The following is a 17335-nucleotide window of genomic DNA, read 5'->3' on the forward strand; positions in this document are numbered from 1 at the left end:
TGTGATCTCGTGGGCAGGTCATAGGGTTTTCCTATGACTCCTGAGGCCTCCGACGCGCATCCACGACCGCTCCCCGATCTGCACGCCCTGCAACTGCTGGTCTGCGTCGCCGAGACCGGGAGCCTGGGGCGGGCTGCCGTGCGGCTGCGCATCAGCCAGCCCTCCGCGAGCGCCCGGATGCGCACGCTGGAGCGGCGTCTGGGCCTGCGACTGCTCGACCGCTCCACCTCGGGCTCCCGGCTCACCCCGGCCGGTGCCGTGGTCGGCGACTGGGCGCGCTCCCTGCTCGAACAGGCCGAGGCGCTGGTCGAGGGCGCCGCCGCGCTGCGATCCCGGCAGGACCACCGGCTCCTGGTGACCGCGAGCCTGACCATCGCCGAGGAACTGATGCCGGGCTGGCTGGTCGCGCTGCGCGAGGAGGAGCCCGACACCCATGTCGGGCTCACCGTCACCAACAGCTCAGGGGTGATCGAGGCGCTGCGCCGCAGGAGGTGCGACCTGGGCTTCGTCGAGGGCCCCTGGGTGCCGGACGACCTGCACCGCACCGTGGTCGGCCGGGACCGCCTCGCCGTGGTCGTGGCCCCCGGTCACCCCTGGGCCCGGCGCCGCCGCCCGCTGAGCGGCCGCGAACTCGCCGACACCCCGCTGCTGCTGCGCGAGCCCGGCTCCGGCAGCCGCGAAACCCTGGAGAAGGCGCTGCGCCCGTACGACGGTGTGGCCGTGCCGGTCCTCGAACTGGGCTCCACCGCGCCCCTGCGCAGCGCGGTCGTCCGGGGCCTGGCGCCCGCGGTGCTCTCCGCGCTGGCCGTTCACGAGGACGTGGACCACGGCCGCCTGGTCGAGGTCGAGGTCGACCCGGCGGTCCCGCTGCGCAGGCTGCTGCACGCCGTGTGGCTCAAAGGCCGTGAACTGCCGGAGGCGGCACTGAGACTGCTTGGGGTGGCACGGTCGGCCCAGGGGCGCTCTTCGAGCATCTGCTCGGCGTACAAGGGCGGTTCTGCGCTCCCGGGGTCCTCTTCTGTTTGAACCGATCGGGCGGTCGCGCAGCGCGGCGGAGCCCTGGGGCGGCCCCGTGCCGCAGCCCGTTCGTGCAGGGCGGGGAGAGCCCGCCGGATCGCGTGAGCGCTGCGTGCGCGGACGGGGTGGCACAGGGCGGACCCGGCGTCACACCGATCAAGGTCGCACGTCTTTGACCAGCGAAAAAAAGATTCTGCGGCACCGCCTGGCACGATCCGGGACGATCTTGCCAGGCCTTGTAATGCGTAGGTCGTCGGTTCGAATCCGACAGGGGGCTCCACTGGAAACCCCGGGTCACATAGTTTGTGACCCGGGGTTCTCCGTTACTCGGGCTTCTTCCACCGGGCCTTCTTCTCGCCCTCGGCATCGCCGCGAGGCTCTGTGGAAATGAGCGGTGCAGCCACTGAAGAGAGGCTGCCCGGACCTCTTGCGGCGCTGTGCCGAGGGCGCCGGTGAGCCGCCGTGAGGGTTTTCATGATCGTAGGTACCCCCGGCTCGGCCACTGAGGTTCCGCTGCCGTCACCTCCACGATCCACCGGCCTGCGGTGTGGTGGAGGGGTCTCGTCCCACGCTGCCGACCGGGACATGGGTGATCGCGAGGGCCGCGGCATCGTCCTCGAGTTCTTCGGTGTGCCGGAACAGAGCGGCGAGCATGGCGTCCAGTACGGCCCCGGGGTCCGGGGGGAGGGGGCCGGTCAGCGGGGGGACGGGGTCGAAGAAGACGCCGTTTCGGTCGTGGGCTTCGGTGATGCCGTCGGTGAACATCACGAGCGTGGCGCCGGGGGGCCACACGAACTCGTCCACCGGGACCTCGGGCCCGGCCAGGTCGCCCAGGCCCAGCGGCAGTGACGGCTCCTCCGGTTCCAGGACGGTCACCTCGCCTTCGTGGACCATCAGCGGCGCCGGGTGGCCCCGGTTCGCCATGCGCAGCACGGAACGGTCGGGGGAGACCTCGACGACGACGGCGGTGACGAAGTCCTCGTACGTCGTATCGTCCCGGTGGCTCTTGACGTCCTGCAGCTGTACTTCCACGCTGCGGACGACGGCGGGCAGGTCCGGCAGCTGAAGGGCCGCCGCGTGGAAGGAGCCCAGCAGGGTGTTGACCAGGGTGACCGCCCGCGTGCCTTTGCCGCGGACGTCGCCGATCACCGTGCGGAGGCCGTAGGGGGTGTCGTAGAGCGCATAGAGGTCGCCGCCGATCAGGGCCTCTTCCTGGGCCGCCTGATACCGGGCGGCGACGGCCAGCCCCCGGACACGGTCGGGCACGGCCGGCAGCACCGCGCGCTGGACGGCCTCCGCCACCTCCCGGGAGGTTCTCAGCTGTTCCCGTTCGCGTGCGAACATCCGGTTGAGGAACGCCGCGACGACGGTCAGGATGGCGATGGTCGAGAGCCCGATGAGATCCGAGCGGGTGAAGAGCTCCTTGCTTTCGAGAAAGGTCAGGAACAGCCCGACCAGGCAGGCCGCCGCACCACTGGCGATCGTCCAGGCCAGGGAGAGCATCGGTGCCGCGATCACGGAGACAGCCGCCAGCAGGGGGAAGGTGTTGACTTCCGGCCAGGCCAGGTCGATGAGGACCGAGGCGAGGAGCACGGCGGCAGGCAGGCACCGGGACCACCGCACCCTCCCGAAGGTGTGCTTGTACTGGTACCGCTCCATCCCTCGTGGTCCTCAAGTCGTCCTGTGCCGGTCTGGTCCCAGTTTCTGGTAGGTCCTTGTTCGGGGCGACCGCTGGCCGTCTCGGTGGTGCGCGGACCGCCGAGTCGGTCATCACGGCTCGTGCGCCACAGGCGTGCCGGAGCAAGCGGTCCGGCACGGTCGACAAGGGCGTCCGGGGGCCGGGGGCCGGGAGCCCAAGGTCCGGCCACCAGGGGGCTCTCCTGAAAACCCCGGGTCAGAAAGTTCTGACCTGGGGTTTTTGTTCAGAGGACGCGGTGCCGACGGCGGGCGCGGGCGGCGCGGCGCGTCCCTGGGGAGGTGGGACCGCCCTTCACGTGCCGGTGGGTCCGGCTGATCCGGGTGTGCCGCGTGATCTCCATGATGGTCGGCATGTCCACACCGAGTTCGTTCAGGATCGCGCCGGCGGGGAGCCGTACCCCGCCGGAAGCGCGTGGACGCGGACCGCGGTGGGTGTCATGATCACGCCGGTGTCCGGCGGAGGTCCGGCGTGCCGGGAGGGGAACCATGCGGCTTTATCTCGTCCTACCTTCTGTGGCGGTGGCGTTGCTCTTCGCTGCTTCGGGCGTAGCGGCGGTCACCCGTGGCTGGGTGCTTCCCTGGAACCGGCGTCACGTCCGCCGCGTTCGTCTCTACGGCTGGGGTCAGTTGGTGGCCGGCTTCGGCCTGTGCTGTCAGGTGGTCTTCGGGCTGGTGATCAGCGGCATCGGCATCCGGCAGTTCGGGACCTTTGCGGGGAGCGGGCTTCTGCTGACCGGTCTCCTCGTGATGGTGGTGAGCCAGTTCGGGGGTGACCGGCAGGGCAGCGGCACGCCTTGAGCGGGTCGACCGAAGCCAGGTGCTGATTCCAGGGCTGCCAAGGGGCCGACGACCCGCGGCGTGGTCATCCCGTCGCGCAGCCGCTTTGCCCGCCTGGTGATCACGGTGTCGGTGGGGTGGGTGCGGATCGTGGGGGGCGACGGCGCAGGCGGTGGGCGATCTCGAGGTCGAGGGGGGACGGGGGGCGGCCGTTCTCGATGTGCCACAGGCAGTTCTGGAGCAGGCGGGCGTGGGTCCAGGCGAGGGCCCGGTCGCGGTCCAGGCCGAGGACGTCGGTGAGCGCGTCGAAGCGCCAGGCGGTGTCGGCGGTGTCGTTGGCGTCGTCGGCGTCGAAGCGGTTGGCCAGGGCGGGCCAGAGGTCGAAGCCGGGGTCGCCGGCGAGTGGCTTGGGATCGATGGCGAGCCAGGGGGCGCGGTCGGCGGCCAGGACGTTGTCGTAGTGCAGGTCCCAGTGCAGGAGGCGGTCGCCCGGTTCGTCCGCCACCTCCCGCAGGGCCGCGGCGCAGTCGGCGACGGTGCGGCGGACGGCCGGGTCCGGGATACGGGCCAGGGCTCCGGGAGTCCGCTCCAGCAGGGCGTGCGCGATGTCGCCGAGGCGGCGCAGGCCCGCCGGGGCGGGGGTGCCGGTGAGGTGCGCCAGGAGGCGGGCGATGACCAGGACGGCCTCGCGGACGTCGGGCAGGCGGGCCAGTGTCCGGGCGGGGTCGAGGCGTTCCAGGAGCAGGGTGCCGGTGGAGGCGTCGTGGTCCAGCAGACGGACGGCTCCGTCGCCGTTCCAGGTGCGCAGGGCGACGGGCTCGCCCTCGGTCTCCTCGTCCGGGATCTGGAGCTTCAGCACGGCCGGTGTGCCGTCCGCGCGGTCGACGGGGAGGACCAGGGCGCTCACGCCGTGCATCGGCGCGCCGGTGACCCGCAGGTCCCAGTGGTCCAGGAAGGCGGCGGTCAGCCCGGGCAGCCCGGAGACGAAGGCGCGGCCCGCCTCGCCGTTGAACTTCTCCTGTGCCGCCGCGAGTTCCTCGGGTACGTGGATCACGGTGGGCACGATAGTGCGGTGCTCACGGCTCCAGGACGACTTTCCCGGTCGTGCCCCGGCTCTCCAGGGCGCGGTGGGCGGAGGCGGCCTCGGCGAGGGGGAAGCGGTGGACGGCGGGGGTGAGCCGGCCTTCGGCGGCTTCGGTGAGGGCGCGCAGTTCGAGGGTGCGTACGGGGTCGGCGCCGCCGGCCCTGCGCATCATCTCGGGGCCGAGGACGTTGAGGGAGACGCCGTCGACGAGGTAGGGGCCGGTGCTGTCGAGGCCTTGAGCGGACCAGCCGAAGACGACGTGGCGGCCGCCGGGGGCGAGGAGGGTGACCGCCACGCGGGCGGTGTCGCCGCCGACGCCGTCGTAGACGAGGGTGATGTCGCCCTGGTGGGCGGAGAGCCGCTCGGGCCAGGCCGGGTCGGTGTAGTCGACGGCGAGGTCGGCGCCGTTCGCCGCCACGCGGGCTGTCTTCCCGGGGCCGCCGGCGAGGCCGATGACGGTGGCGCCGGCGTTCTTGGCGTACTGGACGAGGAGGGTGCCGATGCCGCCGGCCGCGGCGGGGACGAGGACCACGTCGCCGGGGCCGGGCTCGGCGAACTGCACGATGCCCATGACCGTGCGGCCGGTGCCGATCATGGCGACGGCCTGGGCGAAGTCGAGGCGCTCGGGGATCTCGTGGAGGCGGTCGGCGTCGGTGACGGCGAGCTCCGCGTAGCCTCCGGGGGCGAAGCCGAGGTGGGCGACGACGCGCTTGCCGAGCCAGCCGGCCGGCGTGCCGTCGCCCAACGCGTCGACCACTCCGGCGACTTCGCGGCCGGGGACGGTGGGCAGGGTCGTCGGGGCGGGCGCGGGTCCCTGGTGGCCCTGCCGCAGCGCGGTGTCCAGGAGGTGGACTCCGGCGGCCCGGACGGCGATACGGACCTGGCCGGGGTCGGGTCGCGGCTCCTCGACCTGCTCGTGGACGAGGTTCTCGGCCGGGCCGAAGGCGTACAGGCGGACGGCGTGCATGAGGCTCCCAGGGGTGCGATGCGGCTTCGACAGCGCCCCCACTGTTCAACCTCAAGCCCGCTTGAGGTCAAGCTTGTGGGGGCCCAGGTCCAGGTCCAGGCGCAGGGCGAGGGAGACGGCGGTGAGGGCGCTGGTGAAGGAGACCTCGGAGAGCACGCCGGGGGCGGCGACCTGGTCGCCGGCGAGGTGGACGCCGTGGCCGCGGTCGACGGCGGGCCGGTCGCGCCAGCTGGTGCCCGGCAGGTCGACGGCGCCGGTGCGTCCGGCCGCGACCGCCTCCCGCCGCCAGGTGACGCGCTCCCGCCAGCCGTCGAAGGCGAGGTCCAGGAGTTCTTCGGCGCGGGCGGTCCCGTGGGACTTGGACTCGTGCGGGGCGATGGGGATCTGACCCTGGATGAGCTGTTCTCCGGCCGGGGCGAGGGTGCGGTCCTGGGCGGTGAACCGTTCCAGCCAGCCGGTCGCGTCCAGGTCGGACACGACGAACGCGTCGCCGCGCCGGGTGCGCAGGGCGAGGTCGACGAGGACGGTGCGGCCGCTCGGCCAGGTCAGGGTGGGGTCGCCGAGGAGCCGGCGGGCGGCGTCCAGGGAGGTGGCGACGACGACAGGGGTGTCGGTGGGGAGGGTGTCGACGCGGGACAGGGTCTCCACGCGGACGCCCAGGTTCCGGGCGTGGGCGGCCATCCGGTCGATGAGGCCGCCCCAGCCGCCGCGCGGGTAGTGGGCCTCGGGGGGCAGTGCGGTGGCGCGGCGCAGGCGTTCCTGCACATAGGCGGCGGACAGCGAGCCGGGGTCGTGGTGGAAGAGGGCGACTGCGGAGTAGTGGGCGGCGGCCCGTGCGCCTTCCTCGCCCGTGATGCCGGTCGCCCAGGTGAGGAAGTCGGTGTCGACGGGGGCACGGGCGTTGCCGCGGCGCAGCAGCTTCAGCATGGCGAGGGGCGGGGTACGGCGCAGTGCGCCCCGGTGGCGGAGGCGGAAGCGGGTGGCTTCCAGGGGCGGGAGGGGAGCGAGGGGGCCGATGAGGCCGCGTTGCCGGAGCCAGGGCCAGTGCGGGCCGCCGCTGTAGAGGGCGTGCGGGCCCTCGTTGGTGCGGTAGGGACCGTCTGCTGTGCGGGCCCGGCCGCCGAGGGTGTGGTGGGCCTCGTGGAGGGTGACTTCGGCCCCGGCCTCGGCGGCGGTGATGGCCGCGGTCAGTCCGGCGAAGCCGCCGCCGATGACGGTGATGCGGTGCATGGCTGAGATCTCCCTCGGTCGGGGTGGCGCCTGCTGGATCGGAGGATCGGAGGATCGGAGGGGTCGGGGTGGAGCGGAGGGAACGGGGGTCGGAGGGATCGGGCGGAGTGGGCGGTTCGCGGCTACGACGGTTCGGGGCTCCGGGATGTGACATGTGCGGGGTTCTCGCAGGTCGGGGGGATTGTCAGTGGTGGGGTGCAGGATGGGCGCATGGTGAGGAGAGCGGTGGGCGGTGCGGGGGCGGTGCGCGGTGCGGGGGTGAAGGGCACGCGGCGGCCGGAGCTGCGGCTGCCGGTGCTGGAGAGGTACGAGGAGGGCGGGCTGGAGCCGGACGGGGACTACGACGGGCTGGAGTTCCGGGAGCTGGACCTCTCGGGGCAGGACGGCGCGGGGGCGCGGTTCATGGACTGCGCGGTGACGGGGTGCGCGCTGGACGAGACCCGGCTGCCCCGGGCCAGGGTGCTGGACTCCGTCCTCGCCGAGGTGCGGGGTGTGGGCACGGACCTCGCCGGGGCGACCCTGCGCGACGTCGAGCTGACGGACGCGCGGCTCGGGGGGACACAGCTGCACGGGGCGGTGCTGGAGCGGGTCCTGGTCCGCGGCGGGAAGATCGACTTCCTGAACCTGCGGTCCGCGCGGCTCAGGGACGTCGTCTTCGAGGGCTGTGTCCTGGTCGAGCCGGACTTCGGCGGGGCGAGGCTGGAGCGGGTGGAGTTCGTGGACTGCGCGCTGAAGGACGTCGATCTCAGCGGGGCCACCCTGACGGACGTCGATCTGCGCGGTGCCGCTTCGCTGGAGATCGCCCGGGGGGTGGACAGGCTGGCGGGGGCGGTGATCAGTACGGGGCAGCTGCTGGATCTGGCGCCGGTGCTGGCGGGGGAGCTGGGGATCCGGGTGGAGGGCTGAGCCGACAGGACCAGCAGGGCCGGCAGGGAAGGGCCGGAGGGAGCGCGGCGGGTCAATCCAGGCGGGGGTAGCGGGCCTGGAGGGTCCAGACGGCCGGGTTCTCGCCGAGGTCCTCGTGCAGGTCGGTCAGGTCGGCGAGCAGGTCGTGCAGGAAGTCGCGGGCCTCACGGCGGAGTTCGGTGTGGGAGAACGTCAGGGGCGGTTCCGAGGCCGGAAGCCACTCGGCCTCGATGTCCACCCATCCGAAGCGGCGCTCGAAGAGCAGCCGGTCGGTGGACTCGGTGAAGTCCAGCTCCGCCCACTGGGGGCGGGAGGCGCGGGAGCCCGCCGGATCCCGGTCGATCCGTTCCACGATGTCGCACAGCGCCCATGCGAAGTCGAGCACCGGCACCCATCCCCAGGCTGTGGACAGTTCCCGGTCCGCCTCGGTGTCGGCGAGGTAGACGTCGCCGCAGAAGAGGTCGTGGCGCAGGGCGTGGACGTCCACGCGGCGGTAGTCGGTCTGCGGGGGGTCGGGGAAGCGGTTGGAGAGGGCGTAGCCGATGTCGAGCACGGAGGTGATGGTGTCACGACGGACGCGGTGCCCCACCCGACGGTCCCCGGGTGGGGGGCGGCCCGTATGCCGGTGCCCCCGCCCAGGACGTGCCGGGGCCCCCGGCCGGTGTGCTTCGCGATGCCGTGGTGCGGTGCGCGAAGTGCCGGGCGGCCGGGGGCTCCGAGAGGGCTGCGGGGCGTCCGTCAGACGTTCACGCCGAAGTCCTGGGCGATGCCCGTCAGGCCCGACGCGTAGCCCTGGCCGACGGCGCGGAACTTCCACTCGGCGCCGTTGCGGTACAGCTCGCCGAAGACCATGGCGGTCTCGGTGGCCGCGTCCTCCGACAGGTCGTAGCGGGCGATCTCGGCGCCGCCGGCCTGGTTGACGATGCGGATGTAGGCGTTGCGCACCTGTCCGAAGTTCTGCGAGCGGTTCTCGGCGTCGTAGATCGAGACCGGGAAGACGATCTTGTCGATGTCGGCCGGCAGGGCGGCGAGGTTGACGTTGATGGCCTCGTCGTCGCCGGCGCCCTCACCGGTGCGGTTGTCGCCGGTGTGGACGATGGTGTTGTCCGGCGTCTGCTTGTTGTTGAAGAAGACGAAGTGGCCGTCGGAGTAGACCTTGCCCCCCGGGTTGACCGCGATCGCGGAGGCATCGAGGTCGAAGTCCGTGCCGGTGGTGGTGCGGACGTCCCAGCCGAGGCCCACGGTGACGGCGGTCAGGCCCGGAGCCTCCTTGGTGAGCGAGACGTTGCCACCCTTGGACAGGCTTACAGCCATTGTTGGGAGTCCCTTCCCTCGTGTACGTACGGCTACGAAGCTACAGCTACCCCCTTGAACGCGAGAGGGGGGCGCGAGGTTCCAGGCCGCTTTGCTTTCTTTACCGGGATGACGGGGGTGACCGGGATAACCGGGATAACCGGGTGACGTGGACCGGTCAGAGGCGGGAACATGTACGGCATGTCCGGTCCCTATGTCATCCGTGGCTCCGTCTCGCTGCCCGAGGCCGAGCTGATGTGGCGTTTCTCCAGGTCCTCGGGGCCGGGCGGGCAGCATGTGAACACCAGTGACTCGCAGGTGGAGCTCCGCTTCGACCTCGCCGCCACCGACGCGCTGCCCGAGGTGTGGAAGCAGCGGGCGCTGGAGCGGCTGGCGGGGCGGCTGTCCGGTGGCGTCGTCACCGTCCGGGCCTCCGAGCACCGCTCCCAGTGGCGCAACCGCGAGGCCGCCGCCGTGCGCCTCGCCGCGCTCCTCGCCGAGGCCACCGCGCCCCCGCCCAGGCCCCGCAAGCCGACCCGCATCCCACGCGGCATCAACGAACGCCGGCTGCGGGAGAAGAAGCAGCGCTCGGAGACGAAACGGGGGCGCTCCGCGCGGGACTGGGGGTGATCCGCGGAAGGAGGACCGGGGCCGGGACCGCCGGCCGTCAGGCCAGGTCCAGTACCCCGACCGTCTCGCCCTCGACGACCTCCCCGTTCTTACGGAAGCCCAGGCCGAGGTAGAAGCCCTCCGGGCCGTGCTCGCCGGGGTGCCAGGTGACGTGGAACTGCTTGCCGCCCCGGGCGCGGATCTCCGCGGCCACCGACTCCACGGCGAAGCGGCCGTAGCCCTTGCCCTGTTCCCCGGCGGCGATGTTCAGCCGCCACAGGCCCGAACGGACGACGCTGCCACCGTCCTCGTGCCAGTCGGCGTCGAGGAAGGCCATCAGGAAGCCGACCGCGCGGTCACCGTCCATGATCAGGCGGGGCCAGGCGGAGCCGGAGTGGACGTACGCCTCGGCGAGGGACTTCACGACCGGGGCGACCGCGAACTCCTGGTCGGGGCGGACGCGTACGCCGAGGGCGGCGTCGAAGTTTTTCGGGGTGATCTCTTCGAGGCGGAGGCCTGTGGTCTTCGTCACCTGGGCAGGGTAGGTGCCCGATCGCCTTTCGGTGGAAGGGGTTTCCGGTCCGGAAAGCGCCCGGGGCGCGTTCAGGCCAGGTGGCGGTAGCGGCCTCGGAAGTAGGTCAGGGGGCCGCCGTCGGCGCTGGGCAGGTGCGCCGTGAGGACGCGGCCGATCACCAGGGTGTGGTCGCCGGCGGGCACCCGCTGCTCGGTGCGGCACTCCAGGGTCGCGAGGGCACCGCCCACCAGCGGGGCCCCGCTGTGCTCGCCCCGTATGTACGGGATGTCGGCGAAGAGGAGGCGGTCGCTGATCCGGCCCTTCATCGAGAAGCGGCCCGCGATGTGCCGCTGGCTCTCGGACAGCACGGAGACCGACCACAGCGGCTGCTCGTCGAGCAGGTCGTCCATGCGGGAGCCCTCGCGCAGGCTGACCAGTACCAGGGGCGGGTCCAGGGAGACCGACAGGAACGCCGTCGCCGTCATGCCCACGTCCTCGCCGGCCGGCGCCCGCGGGTCGTCCGGGTCCAGCGGCGGCTCCTGCGCGGTCACCAGGACCACACCGGCGGCCAGGCGGGACATGGCGGCACGGAACTCGTCGTTGCTCACCCCCTCAGCATGCCGGGTGGCAGGCGGAGCGGCGGGCGCGGGCGGGGGCGGCGGGGGCGAGGGGGGTACGGAAGTGTTCGGCACACCGGAAACGCTAATCTCCGCTCCGTGCGCACCGCATCGGGCCCCGGCCCGAGGAGGGACCTAGGACCAGAGGCGGAGCGGAGTACGGGCCACCTGCGGGGCGAGCGGGGAAACCCTGCGGAAAAGGTGTGAAATGCACACTCGGCACCTTCGGTGAATTCGCGGGGAAACCCCGGAAAGGCCTCTCAATTGTTCACGTTTGGTTGTGACTTGAGTCACAAGGGGTGGTAATTGTTGACCCTGTGTACCGGGTGGGCAGCGCGCTGTGATTCAGTGGCGGGGATACTGCCAGGACGATACGTCGATGAGATCGCTTGATCCGCCGCGAGGTCCCGGGGGGAGGGTGAGCATGGAGACCGATTCTGAGCCCTACGTCCGTCTTGCCTCCCTGCGGCAACTCCACCAGGCCATGGCCGCCATGAACTCGGCCCGCAGTCTGGCCGACACCCTGCAGACCGTCGCCGACGGCGCCGTCGACGCCCTCGGCTACGAACTGGCCTGCGTCAACCTCGTACGCCCCGACAACAACCTGGTCGTGGCCGCCTTCTCGGGCAACGCCGCCGCCGAGGCCCTCATCACCGGCCGGGTCGGCTCACGCGACTCCTGGGAGCGCCGTCTCTCCATGGGCGAGGCCTGGGGCGACCTGATCTTCATACCGCACACCGAGGGCTGGGTCCTCGACGACGACGACGTCCCCCAGTGGTACACCGACGGCCCCGCCCCCCGCTTCGAGGACGAGTGGCACCCCTCCGACCGGCTCTTCGCCCCGATGTACGCGCCCGGCCCGCAGGGCGGCGAGACCTGCGGCGAGCTGATCGGCGTGCTCTCCGTGGACCGCCCGCGCAACGGCCGGCTGCCCGGCGCCTGGGGCCGCGAAGCGCTCCAGATGTACGCCTTCCAGGCCGCCATCGCGATCAGCAACGCCCGGCTGCGCTCCAACATGCAGCGCGCCCTGGTCCGCCTGGAGCGCGAGCAGCAGGCCCTGCGTGCCAGTGAGGAAAGCTTCCGGCAGGCCTTCGAGTACGCCCCTTCCGGCATGGCCGTCGCGGAGCTGGGCGGCGACCAGCACGGCCGCATCCTGCGCACCAACGACGCGCTGTGCCGACTGCTCGGCCGCCCCGCCTCCGCGATGCGCCGCTACTCCTTCTCCGACCTCGTGCACCCCGAGGACATCGGCACGCTGCTGCGGACCTCCGCCGAGGGCGGCCGCGCCGAACTGCGGCTGGCCCGCAGGGACGGCACCTACCTCTGGGTGTCCCTGCGCAACTCCGTCGTCGCCGACGCCGCCGACGGGCCGCGCTTCCTGCTCACCCACGTCGAGGACATCGAGGAGCGCAAGCGCCGCGAGCTGCACCTCGCCCACCGCGCCTCCCACGACTCCCTCACCGGTCTGCCGAACTCCGCCGAGCTGCGTGCCCGGCTCTCCGCCCGCCTGTGCCGGCAGCGCCCGCAGGGCGTACTGCCCGCCGCCGTGGCCGACTCCCTGGCCGCCTTCGAGTCCTTCGAGCCCTTCGACTCCCAGGACGCCGCCCACGGCCCGCCCGCCTTCGACCGGGGCCACGACTTCGACTTCCCGCCCGAGGCCGAGACGTTCGAGGGCTACGACCACCATGTGCACGCCGTCGCCCCCGACGAGGGCCGCGACGACGGTGCCAAGGGTCTCGCCGTGCTCTTCTGCGACCTCGACGGTTTCAAGTCGATCAACGACCGGTTCGGGCACAACGCGGGTGACGCGGTCCTCATCGAGGTCGCCCGCCGGCTCAGCGCCGGTGTCCGGGACGGCGACACCGTGGCCCGGCTCGGCGGCGACGAGTTCGTGATCCTCGCCAACGGGCTCGGCCGGGCCGACGCCCAGGACCTCGCCGTACGGCTGCGCAACGAGATCATCCAGCCCATCCGGGCCGAGGGGCGGGCCGTGCGGGTGGGCGCCAGTTTCGGCATCGGATGGGCACACTGCGGCATGACCGCGGACGAGGTGTTGAAATCCGCTGACGAGCGGATGTACGTCGAGAAACGATCTCGTCCCAAACAGCACCGGCGCGCGGGATGAACCGCAGATCAGTGAGTTGATGCGGCGAGAGTCACCCGATCGGGTCATCGGGTGGGGGTAGGCTCGCCTTTCTCACCACTCGTACCGCAACCGACCCGCACCTAGGAGCACCAAGGGATGACGCCCGGCAACAACGGCGCGAGCACGCCCGAGGACGACGACCCGTTCGGCTACCTCTACGCCGACGGGCAGGCCAACGGAGCCCAACCGCCGTCCGGGGGCTACGGCTATCCGAACTCGGTCAACCGGGTGCGGCCGGTCGGGACCCGCCAGTACGGCCAGCAGGCCCCCGCTCCGCAGGCACCGCCGCAGCAGGGCACCTACGGCCAGCCGGCCGCGCACTACGCGGCACCGGAGACGCTGCCGGGCGGTGCCGCCACGACCCAGTCGCACCAGTCCTCGCACGGCGGCGGCGGCCGGGGCCGCGGCCCGAACACCAAGGGCCTGCTCATCGGCGCCGTCGCGGTGGTCGCCGCGGTGGTCATCGGCATCAGCGTGGCCATGCTCAGCGGCGACGACAAGGACGACAAGGGCGACAACCAGGCGGACGCGTCCCCGACCCAGTCCCAGGAAAGCTCCGAGCCGAGCCCGTCGGCGAGCAGCAGCGGCGACGAGAAGGAGGAGGAAGCGGCCGAACTGCCGAGCAGCGACGCGAAGACGCTCCGCCTGGACGGGGGAACGGCCACGGCCTCGGACATCAAGGGCGCGAAGGCCGACGGCGGCGTCTATGTGGCGGGCTTCGACAAGGTGGGCGCGAAGGTCACCTGGACCGTCAACGGCATCAAGGAAGGCACCTACCGGTTCTACGTGGGCTACGCCACGCCGGGTGAGGACACCAACGCGACCGTGGTGGTCAACGGCAAGGCCTCGACCCGGCCGATGGACATGAGGAACTTCGGCGGAACACCCAAGGGCGACTGGGAAAAGGGCTGGAAGGACACCTGGTCCAACGTGAACCTGGCCGACGGCACGAACACCATCGAGCTCGCGTGCAACGAGGGCAACCAGTGCAACGCCATCCTCGACCAGTTCTGGCTGACGGAGGAACCGCCGAGCTGACCGCAGGAAGCAGCCGACCACAGGAAACGACGGTGGCCGGCTCGTGGTCGAGAACGTCGAAAAGGGTGGCGCCGCCGCTTCGCCCGGCATGGCTCAGGCCGCGCCGGCCTCCTCTGTGATCGCCACCCGTCCGAGCAGTTCCTCGTAGGTCCCCCGGTCGAACTCGCCCGCGGACGGTGCCAGGACCGTCGCCGCCGACAGCGCGACCGCGCGGGCGAGGCGGTCCGGCCAGGGCAGTCCGGTGACCAGGCCCGAGAGCAGGCCCGCGACGGCCGAGTCGCCGGCGCCGGTCGGGTTGCCGTGCAGGGCGGCCGGTGGAGCCGCGTGCCAGTGGCCCTCCGGGGTCACCGCGAGCAGCCCCTGCGGGCCGAGGGAGGCGACCACCGCGCCGGCGCCGCGGCGGCGGGCGTCCCGGGTGGCGCGCGAGGGCTCGTGGGAGCCGGTGAGTTCGGCCAGTTCGTCGGCGTTGGGCTTGAGGATGTCGGGGCGGCCCGCGACCCCGCGGCGCAGGGCCGCGCCGCTGGTGTCGAGGAGGACGGGGACTTTGGCGGCGCGGGCGGTGCGGATCAGCCCGGCGTAGGCGCCGACCGGGACGCCCGGGGGCAGGCTGCCGCACAGGGCCACCGCCGAGACACCGGCCAGCAGGTCCTCGTAGACCTCCTGGAAGGCGTTCCACTCGGCGGCGGAGACGGTGGGGCCGGGCTCGTTGAGCTGGGTGGTGGCGCCGGAGCGTTCGTCGACCACGGCGACGGTGCGCCGGGTCGGGCCGGACACCGGGACCAGCGCGTCCACCAGGCCCGGCACGGGGGTGAGCCGGTCCCGCAGGAGCCGTCCGGTGAGGCCGCCCGCGAAGCCGGTGACCGTCACCTCGTGGCCGAGGGCGGCGAGCACCCGGGCCACGTTGACGCCTTTGCCGCCGGGGCGTTCGATCACCTCGGTGACCCGGTGGGAGGCGTGCGGGCGCAGGGCCGGTACGCGGTAGGTGATGTCGAGAGCGGTGTTCAGCGTGACCGTGAGGATCACCGGGCCGACCTCCCCCCTTGGCTACGTCTGGCGTTCGCCGTCTGCTGTGCGTTCCGGGGTTCCGGAACACCGGGGTCCTGATCATGCCAAACAGACGGCGGTCGGCCCACCCCTGAGACCGGCCACCGACTCTGACCGGCCACCAGCTCCTGACCGGCGGACGGCTCCTGACCGGCGGACGGATCAGCCCCGTCGGGGATCGACCACCCACTCACCCCGGCGCATCACGCCCCTGAGGGTGAACTCCGCGTCGAGGACCACCAGGTCGGCGTCCTTGCCGGGTTCCAGGGAGCCGATCCGGTCGTCCATGCCCAGCAGCCGGGCCGGATTGGCGGACAGGGCCGCCACCGCGTGCTCGACGGGCAGCCCGTCGACGGTCACCGCACGCTTGAGCGCACGGTCCAGGGTGAGCGTCGAGCCCGCGATGGAGCCGCCCTCCACCAGGCGGGCCACGCCGTCCTCGACGTCCACCTCCAGCGGGCCGAGCATGTAGCGGCCGTCGCCGAAACCGGCCGCGTCCATCGCGTCCGTGATGAACGCCACCCGCCCGGGGCCCGCGTGACGGAACGCCAGCCGGAGGGCGGCCGGGTGCAGATGCGTACCGTCGTTGATCAGCTCGACCGTGACCCGCTCGTCCTCCAGGAGGGCGGTGACCGGGCCGGGGGCGCGGTGGCCGAGCGCCGGCATCGCGTTGAACAGGTGGGTGGCGACCGTGGCGCCCGCGTCGATGGCCGCCACGGTCTGCTCGTACGTCGCGTCGGTGTGGCCGACGGCCGCGATCACGCCGTGCTCGGCCAGCAGGCGTACGGAGTCGAGGCCGCCGGGCAGTTCGGTGGCGAGGGTGACCATCCTCGCGTGGCCGTGCGCCGCGTCGATCAGCTTGCGGACCTCCGCCGGGTCGGGGTCGCGCAGCAGTTCCTCGGAGTGCGCGCCCTTGCGGCACGGTGAGATGAACGGCCCCTCGAAGTGGACGCCGGCGATGTCGCCCTGCTCGGCCAGTTCCGCCAGCAGGCCCGCGCGCCGGGCGAGGAAGTCCAGGTCGCCGGTGACGGTCGAGGCGACCAGGGTGGTGGTGCCGTGCAGGCGGTGGGTGTGGATGCCCTTGAGGACGTCGTCGACCGTTCCGGAGGTGAAGGACGCGCCGCCGCCGCCGTGGTTGTGGAGGTCGACGAAGCCGGGGACCAGCCAGTGACCGGTCAGGTCGAGCGTCTCGGCGGCGCTTTCAGGAGTGTCGGAGGGGGCGTTCGCGGGGGCCGTGGCGGTGATGCGCGTGCCGTCGACGGTCACGCGGCCGTCGTCCACGGTCCCGGTGGGCAGTACCACCCGGGCACCGGTGAGAACCTTCGTGGGGGCCATCAGGCGGTTACCTCCGAGGAGTCGTCCGAGGGGGCGGTGGGGGCGGTGTCAGGGGTGGTGGCAGCGGTGGCCTCGAGGAGGTCCCAGGCGAGGAGCCCCGCGCCCCGGCATCCGGCGGTGTCCCCGAGGACGGCCGGGACCAGGGACGGCGGTTTCTGGAAGGTGACCCGCCGCCGGACCGCCTCCCGCAGGGGTGCGAACAGGGTTTCCCCTGCCTCGGCCAGCCCGCCACCGATGATCAGGGTGCGCGGGTCCAGCAGGGTGAGCGCGGTGACCAGCCCGTCGGCGAGGGCGTCGACGGCCTCCTGCCAGACCTCCCGGGCCCGTACGTCGCCGGACTCCACGGCCTGGGCGCAGTCGGCCGCGTCCGCGCCCGGGTCGCCGCAGGCCGCCGCCCAGGCCTCGCCGACCGCCGCCGCGGACGCGAACCGCTCCAGGCAGCCGCGCTGACCGCACGGGCAGGGGGCGCCCCCGGGCCGTACGACGATGTGGCCGATCTCTCCGGCGAAGCCGTGCGCGCCCGCCTCCACCCGGCCGTCGATGCCGATGGCGCCCGCGATGCCGGTGCCCAGCGGGACGAACAGGAACCGGTCGGCGCCCCGGCCCGCCCCGACGCGGCCCTCGGCGAGCCCGCCGGTGCGGACGTCGTGGCCGAGGGCGACGGGGAGGCCGCCGAGCCGCTGGGCGAGCAGGGCGCGCAGCGGGACGTCGCGCCAGCCGAGGTTGGCGGAGTAGACGGCGACGCCCTCCGTCTCGTCGACGATGCCGGGGACGGCGAGGCCGGCGGCGGAGGCGGGCTCGCCGTAGCGCTCGACGCCATGGGCGCGGAGTTCGGCGGCGAAGCCGAGGATGCCGGCGACGACCGCGTCCGGGCCGCGGTCCCGGCCGGTGGCGCGGCGGGCCTGGTGCAGCAGCTCGCCGTCCGCTCCGACCAGGGCGGCCTTCATCCCGGTGCCGCCCACATCGAGGGCGATGACGTGTTTCACGTGGAACAGTGTGGCCCCGGGACCCGCAAGAGGTCTAGTCCACTTACGTGGTGTAGACCTTATTCCGAATATCG

At 72.7% G+C, this 17335-nt stretch carries 18 protein-coding genes; 6 read left to right on the forward strand and 12 right to left on the reverse strand.

Annotated features, from left to right (window positions below; translation table 11 throughout):
* The first annotated feature begins 33 nt into the window (after window positions 1-33).
* The gene (locus ACTWJ9_RS18100) at window positions 34-1026 is read left to right on the forward strand and encodes a LysR substrate-binding domain-containing protein (protein ID WP_279335270.1); all 993 of its coding nucleotides are present in this window, start codon (window positions 34-36) and stop codon (window positions 1024-1026) included.
* 510 nt (window positions 1027-1536) lie between these two features.
* Here the strand turns inward: ACTWJ9_RS18100 and ACTWJ9_RS18105 are convergent.
* Together ACTWJ9_RS18105 and ACTWJ9_RS18110 are read right to left on the reverse strand one after the other, a co-directional pair.
* Window positions 1537-2676 (reverse strand): PP2C family protein-serine/threonine phosphatase, encoded by a 1140-nt coding sequence (locus tag ACTWJ9_RS18105; protein WP_443294432.1) that lies wholly within the window; start codon window positions 2674-2676, stop codon window positions 1537-1539.
* A 263-nt stretch (window positions 2677-2939) separates the two neighbouring features.
* Window positions 2940-3068, reverse strand: a complete 129-nt coding sequence (locus ACTWJ9_RS18110; RefSeq protein WP_443294433.1) for a hypothetical protein — start codon at window positions 3066-3068, stop codon at window positions 2940-2942.
* 133 nt (window positions 3069-3201) lie between these two features.
* Between ACTWJ9_RS18110 and ACTWJ9_RS18115 the strand changes: the two genes are divergently transcribed.
* On the forward strand, window positions 3202-3513 hold the full coding sequence (locus ACTWJ9_RS18115; protein ID WP_279335272.1) for a hypothetical protein: 312 nt from the start codon (window positions 3202-3204) through the stop codon (window positions 3511-3513).
* Between the two features lie 100 nt (window positions 3514-3613).
* Here ACTWJ9_RS18115 and ACTWJ9_RS18120 read toward each other — a convergent pair whose 3' ends face one another.
* Genes ACTWJ9_RS18120 through ACTWJ9_RS18130 form a run of 3 tightly spaced genes read right to left on the reverse strand, consistent with a single transcriptional unit; the run spans window position 3614 to window position 6773 of the window.
* Window positions 3614-4555 (reverse strand): aminoglycoside phosphotransferase family protein, encoded by a 942-nt coding sequence (locus ACTWJ9_RS18120; RefSeq protein ID WP_388703281.1) that lies wholly within the window; start codon window positions 4553-4555, stop codon window positions 3614-3616.
* Window positions 4556-4568: 13 nt separating this feature from the next.
* Window positions 4569-5543, reverse strand: coding sequence for a zinc-binding dehydrogenase (locus ACTWJ9_RS18125; protein WP_279335274.1), 975 nt, complete (start codon window positions 5541-5543; stop codon window positions 4569-4571).
* Window positions 5544-5594: 51 nt separating this feature from the next.
* Window positions 5595-6773, reverse strand: a complete 1179-nt coding sequence (locus ACTWJ9_RS18130; protein ID WP_279335275.1) for an NAD(P)-binding protein — start codon at window positions 6771-6773, stop codon at window positions 5595-5597.
* A gap of 210 nt (window positions 6774-6983) precedes the next feature.
* Between ACTWJ9_RS18130 and ACTWJ9_RS18135 the strand changes: the two genes are divergently transcribed.
* Window positions 6984-7679: a pentapeptide repeat-containing protein gene (locus tag ACTWJ9_RS18135; RefSeq protein ID WP_279335276.1), complete on the forward strand. Its 696-nt coding sequence runs from the start codon at window positions 6984-6986 to the stop codon at window positions 7677-7679.
* A gap of 52 nt (window positions 7680-7731) precedes the next feature.
* On the opposite strand, the gene ACTWJ9_RS18140 is transcribed toward ACTWJ9_RS18135, so the two are convergent.
* Window positions 7732-8232 (reverse strand): hypothetical protein, encoded by a 501-nt coding sequence (locus ACTWJ9_RS18140; protein ID WP_279338011.1) that lies wholly within the window; start codon window positions 8230-8232, stop codon window positions 7732-7734.
* A 185-nt stretch (window positions 8233-8417) separates the two neighbouring features.
* Window positions 8418-8993 carry a TerD family protein gene (locus tag ACTWJ9_RS18145; RefSeq protein ID WP_279335277.1) on the reverse strand — a complete coding sequence of 192 codons (576 nt, stop codon included), beginning with the start codon at window positions 8991-8993 and terminating at the stop codon, window positions 8418-8420.
* A 171-nt stretch (window positions 8994-9164) separates the two neighbouring features.
* Here ACTWJ9_RS18145 and arfB point away from each other — a divergent pair, with 171 nt between their 5' ends.
* Entirely contained in the window at window positions 9165-9602 is a 438-nt protein-coding gene (gene arfB, locus ACTWJ9_RS18150; protein WP_279335278.1) for an alternative ribosome rescue aminoacyl-tRNA hydrolase ArfB, read from the forward strand.
* A gap of 37 nt (window positions 9603-9639) precedes the next feature.
* On the opposite strand, the gene ACTWJ9_RS18155 is transcribed toward arfB, so the two are convergent.
* On the reverse strand, window positions 9640-10113 hold the full coding sequence (locus ACTWJ9_RS18155; protein WP_279335279.1) for a GNAT family N-acetyltransferase: 474 nt from the start codon (window positions 10111-10113) through the stop codon (window positions 9640-9642).
* 71 nt (window positions 10114-10184) lie between these two features.
* Window positions 10185-10676, reverse strand: coding sequence for a flavin reductase family protein (locus ACTWJ9_RS18160; protein ID WP_341483716.1), 492 nt, complete (start codon window positions 10674-10676; stop codon window positions 10185-10187).
* Window positions 10677-11136: 460 nt separating this feature from the next.
* On the opposite strand from ACTWJ9_RS18160, the gene cdgB reads away from it, so the two are divergent.
* A complete protein-coding gene (gene cdgB, locus ACTWJ9_RS18165) occupies window positions 11137-12837 on the forward strand; it encodes a diguanylate cyclase CdgB (RefSeq protein WP_279335281.1) in 1701 nt (566 codons plus the stop codon).
* A 117-nt stretch (window positions 12838-12954) separates the two neighbouring features.
* Window positions 12955-13896: a CBM35 domain-containing protein gene (locus tag ACTWJ9_RS18170; protein WP_279335282.1), complete on the forward strand. Its 942-nt coding sequence runs from the start codon at window positions 12955-12957 to the stop codon at window positions 13894-13896.
* 93 nt (window positions 13897-13989) lie between these two features.
* Here the strand turns inward: ACTWJ9_RS18170 and ACTWJ9_RS18175 are convergent, their stop codons facing one another.
* From ACTWJ9_RS18175 to ACTWJ9_RS18185, 3 genes are all read right to left on the reverse strand, one after another.
* Window positions 13990-14919 (reverse strand): 1-phosphofructokinase family hexose kinase, encoded by a 930-nt coding sequence (locus ACTWJ9_RS18175; RefSeq protein ID WP_279335283.1) that lies wholly within the window; start codon window positions 14917-14919, stop codon window positions 13990-13992.
* A 183-nt stretch (window positions 14920-15102) separates the two neighbouring features.
* Window positions 15103-16275 carry an N-acetylglucosamine-6-phosphate deacetylase gene (gene nagA / locus ACTWJ9_RS18180; RefSeq protein ID WP_279335284.1) on the reverse strand — a complete coding sequence of 391 codons (1173 nt, stop codon included), beginning with the start codon at window positions 16273-16275 and terminating at the stop codon, window positions 15103-15105.
* A complete protein-coding gene (locus tag ACTWJ9_RS18185; RefSeq protein WP_387038165.1) occupies window positions 16275-17222 on the reverse strand; it encodes an ROK family protein in 948 nt (315 codons plus the stop codon). The genes nagA and ACTWJ9_RS18185 overlap by 1 nt, the downstream gene beginning before the upstream one ends.
* Window positions 17223-17335: the final 113 nt, after the last annotated feature.

It is taken from the genome of Streptomyces sp. GDS52 (assembly GCF_052246875.1).
In the GTDB taxonomy this organism is placed as follows: Bacteria; Actinomycetota; Actinomycetes; order Streptomycetales; family Streptomycetaceae; genus Streptomyces; species Streptomyces cathayae.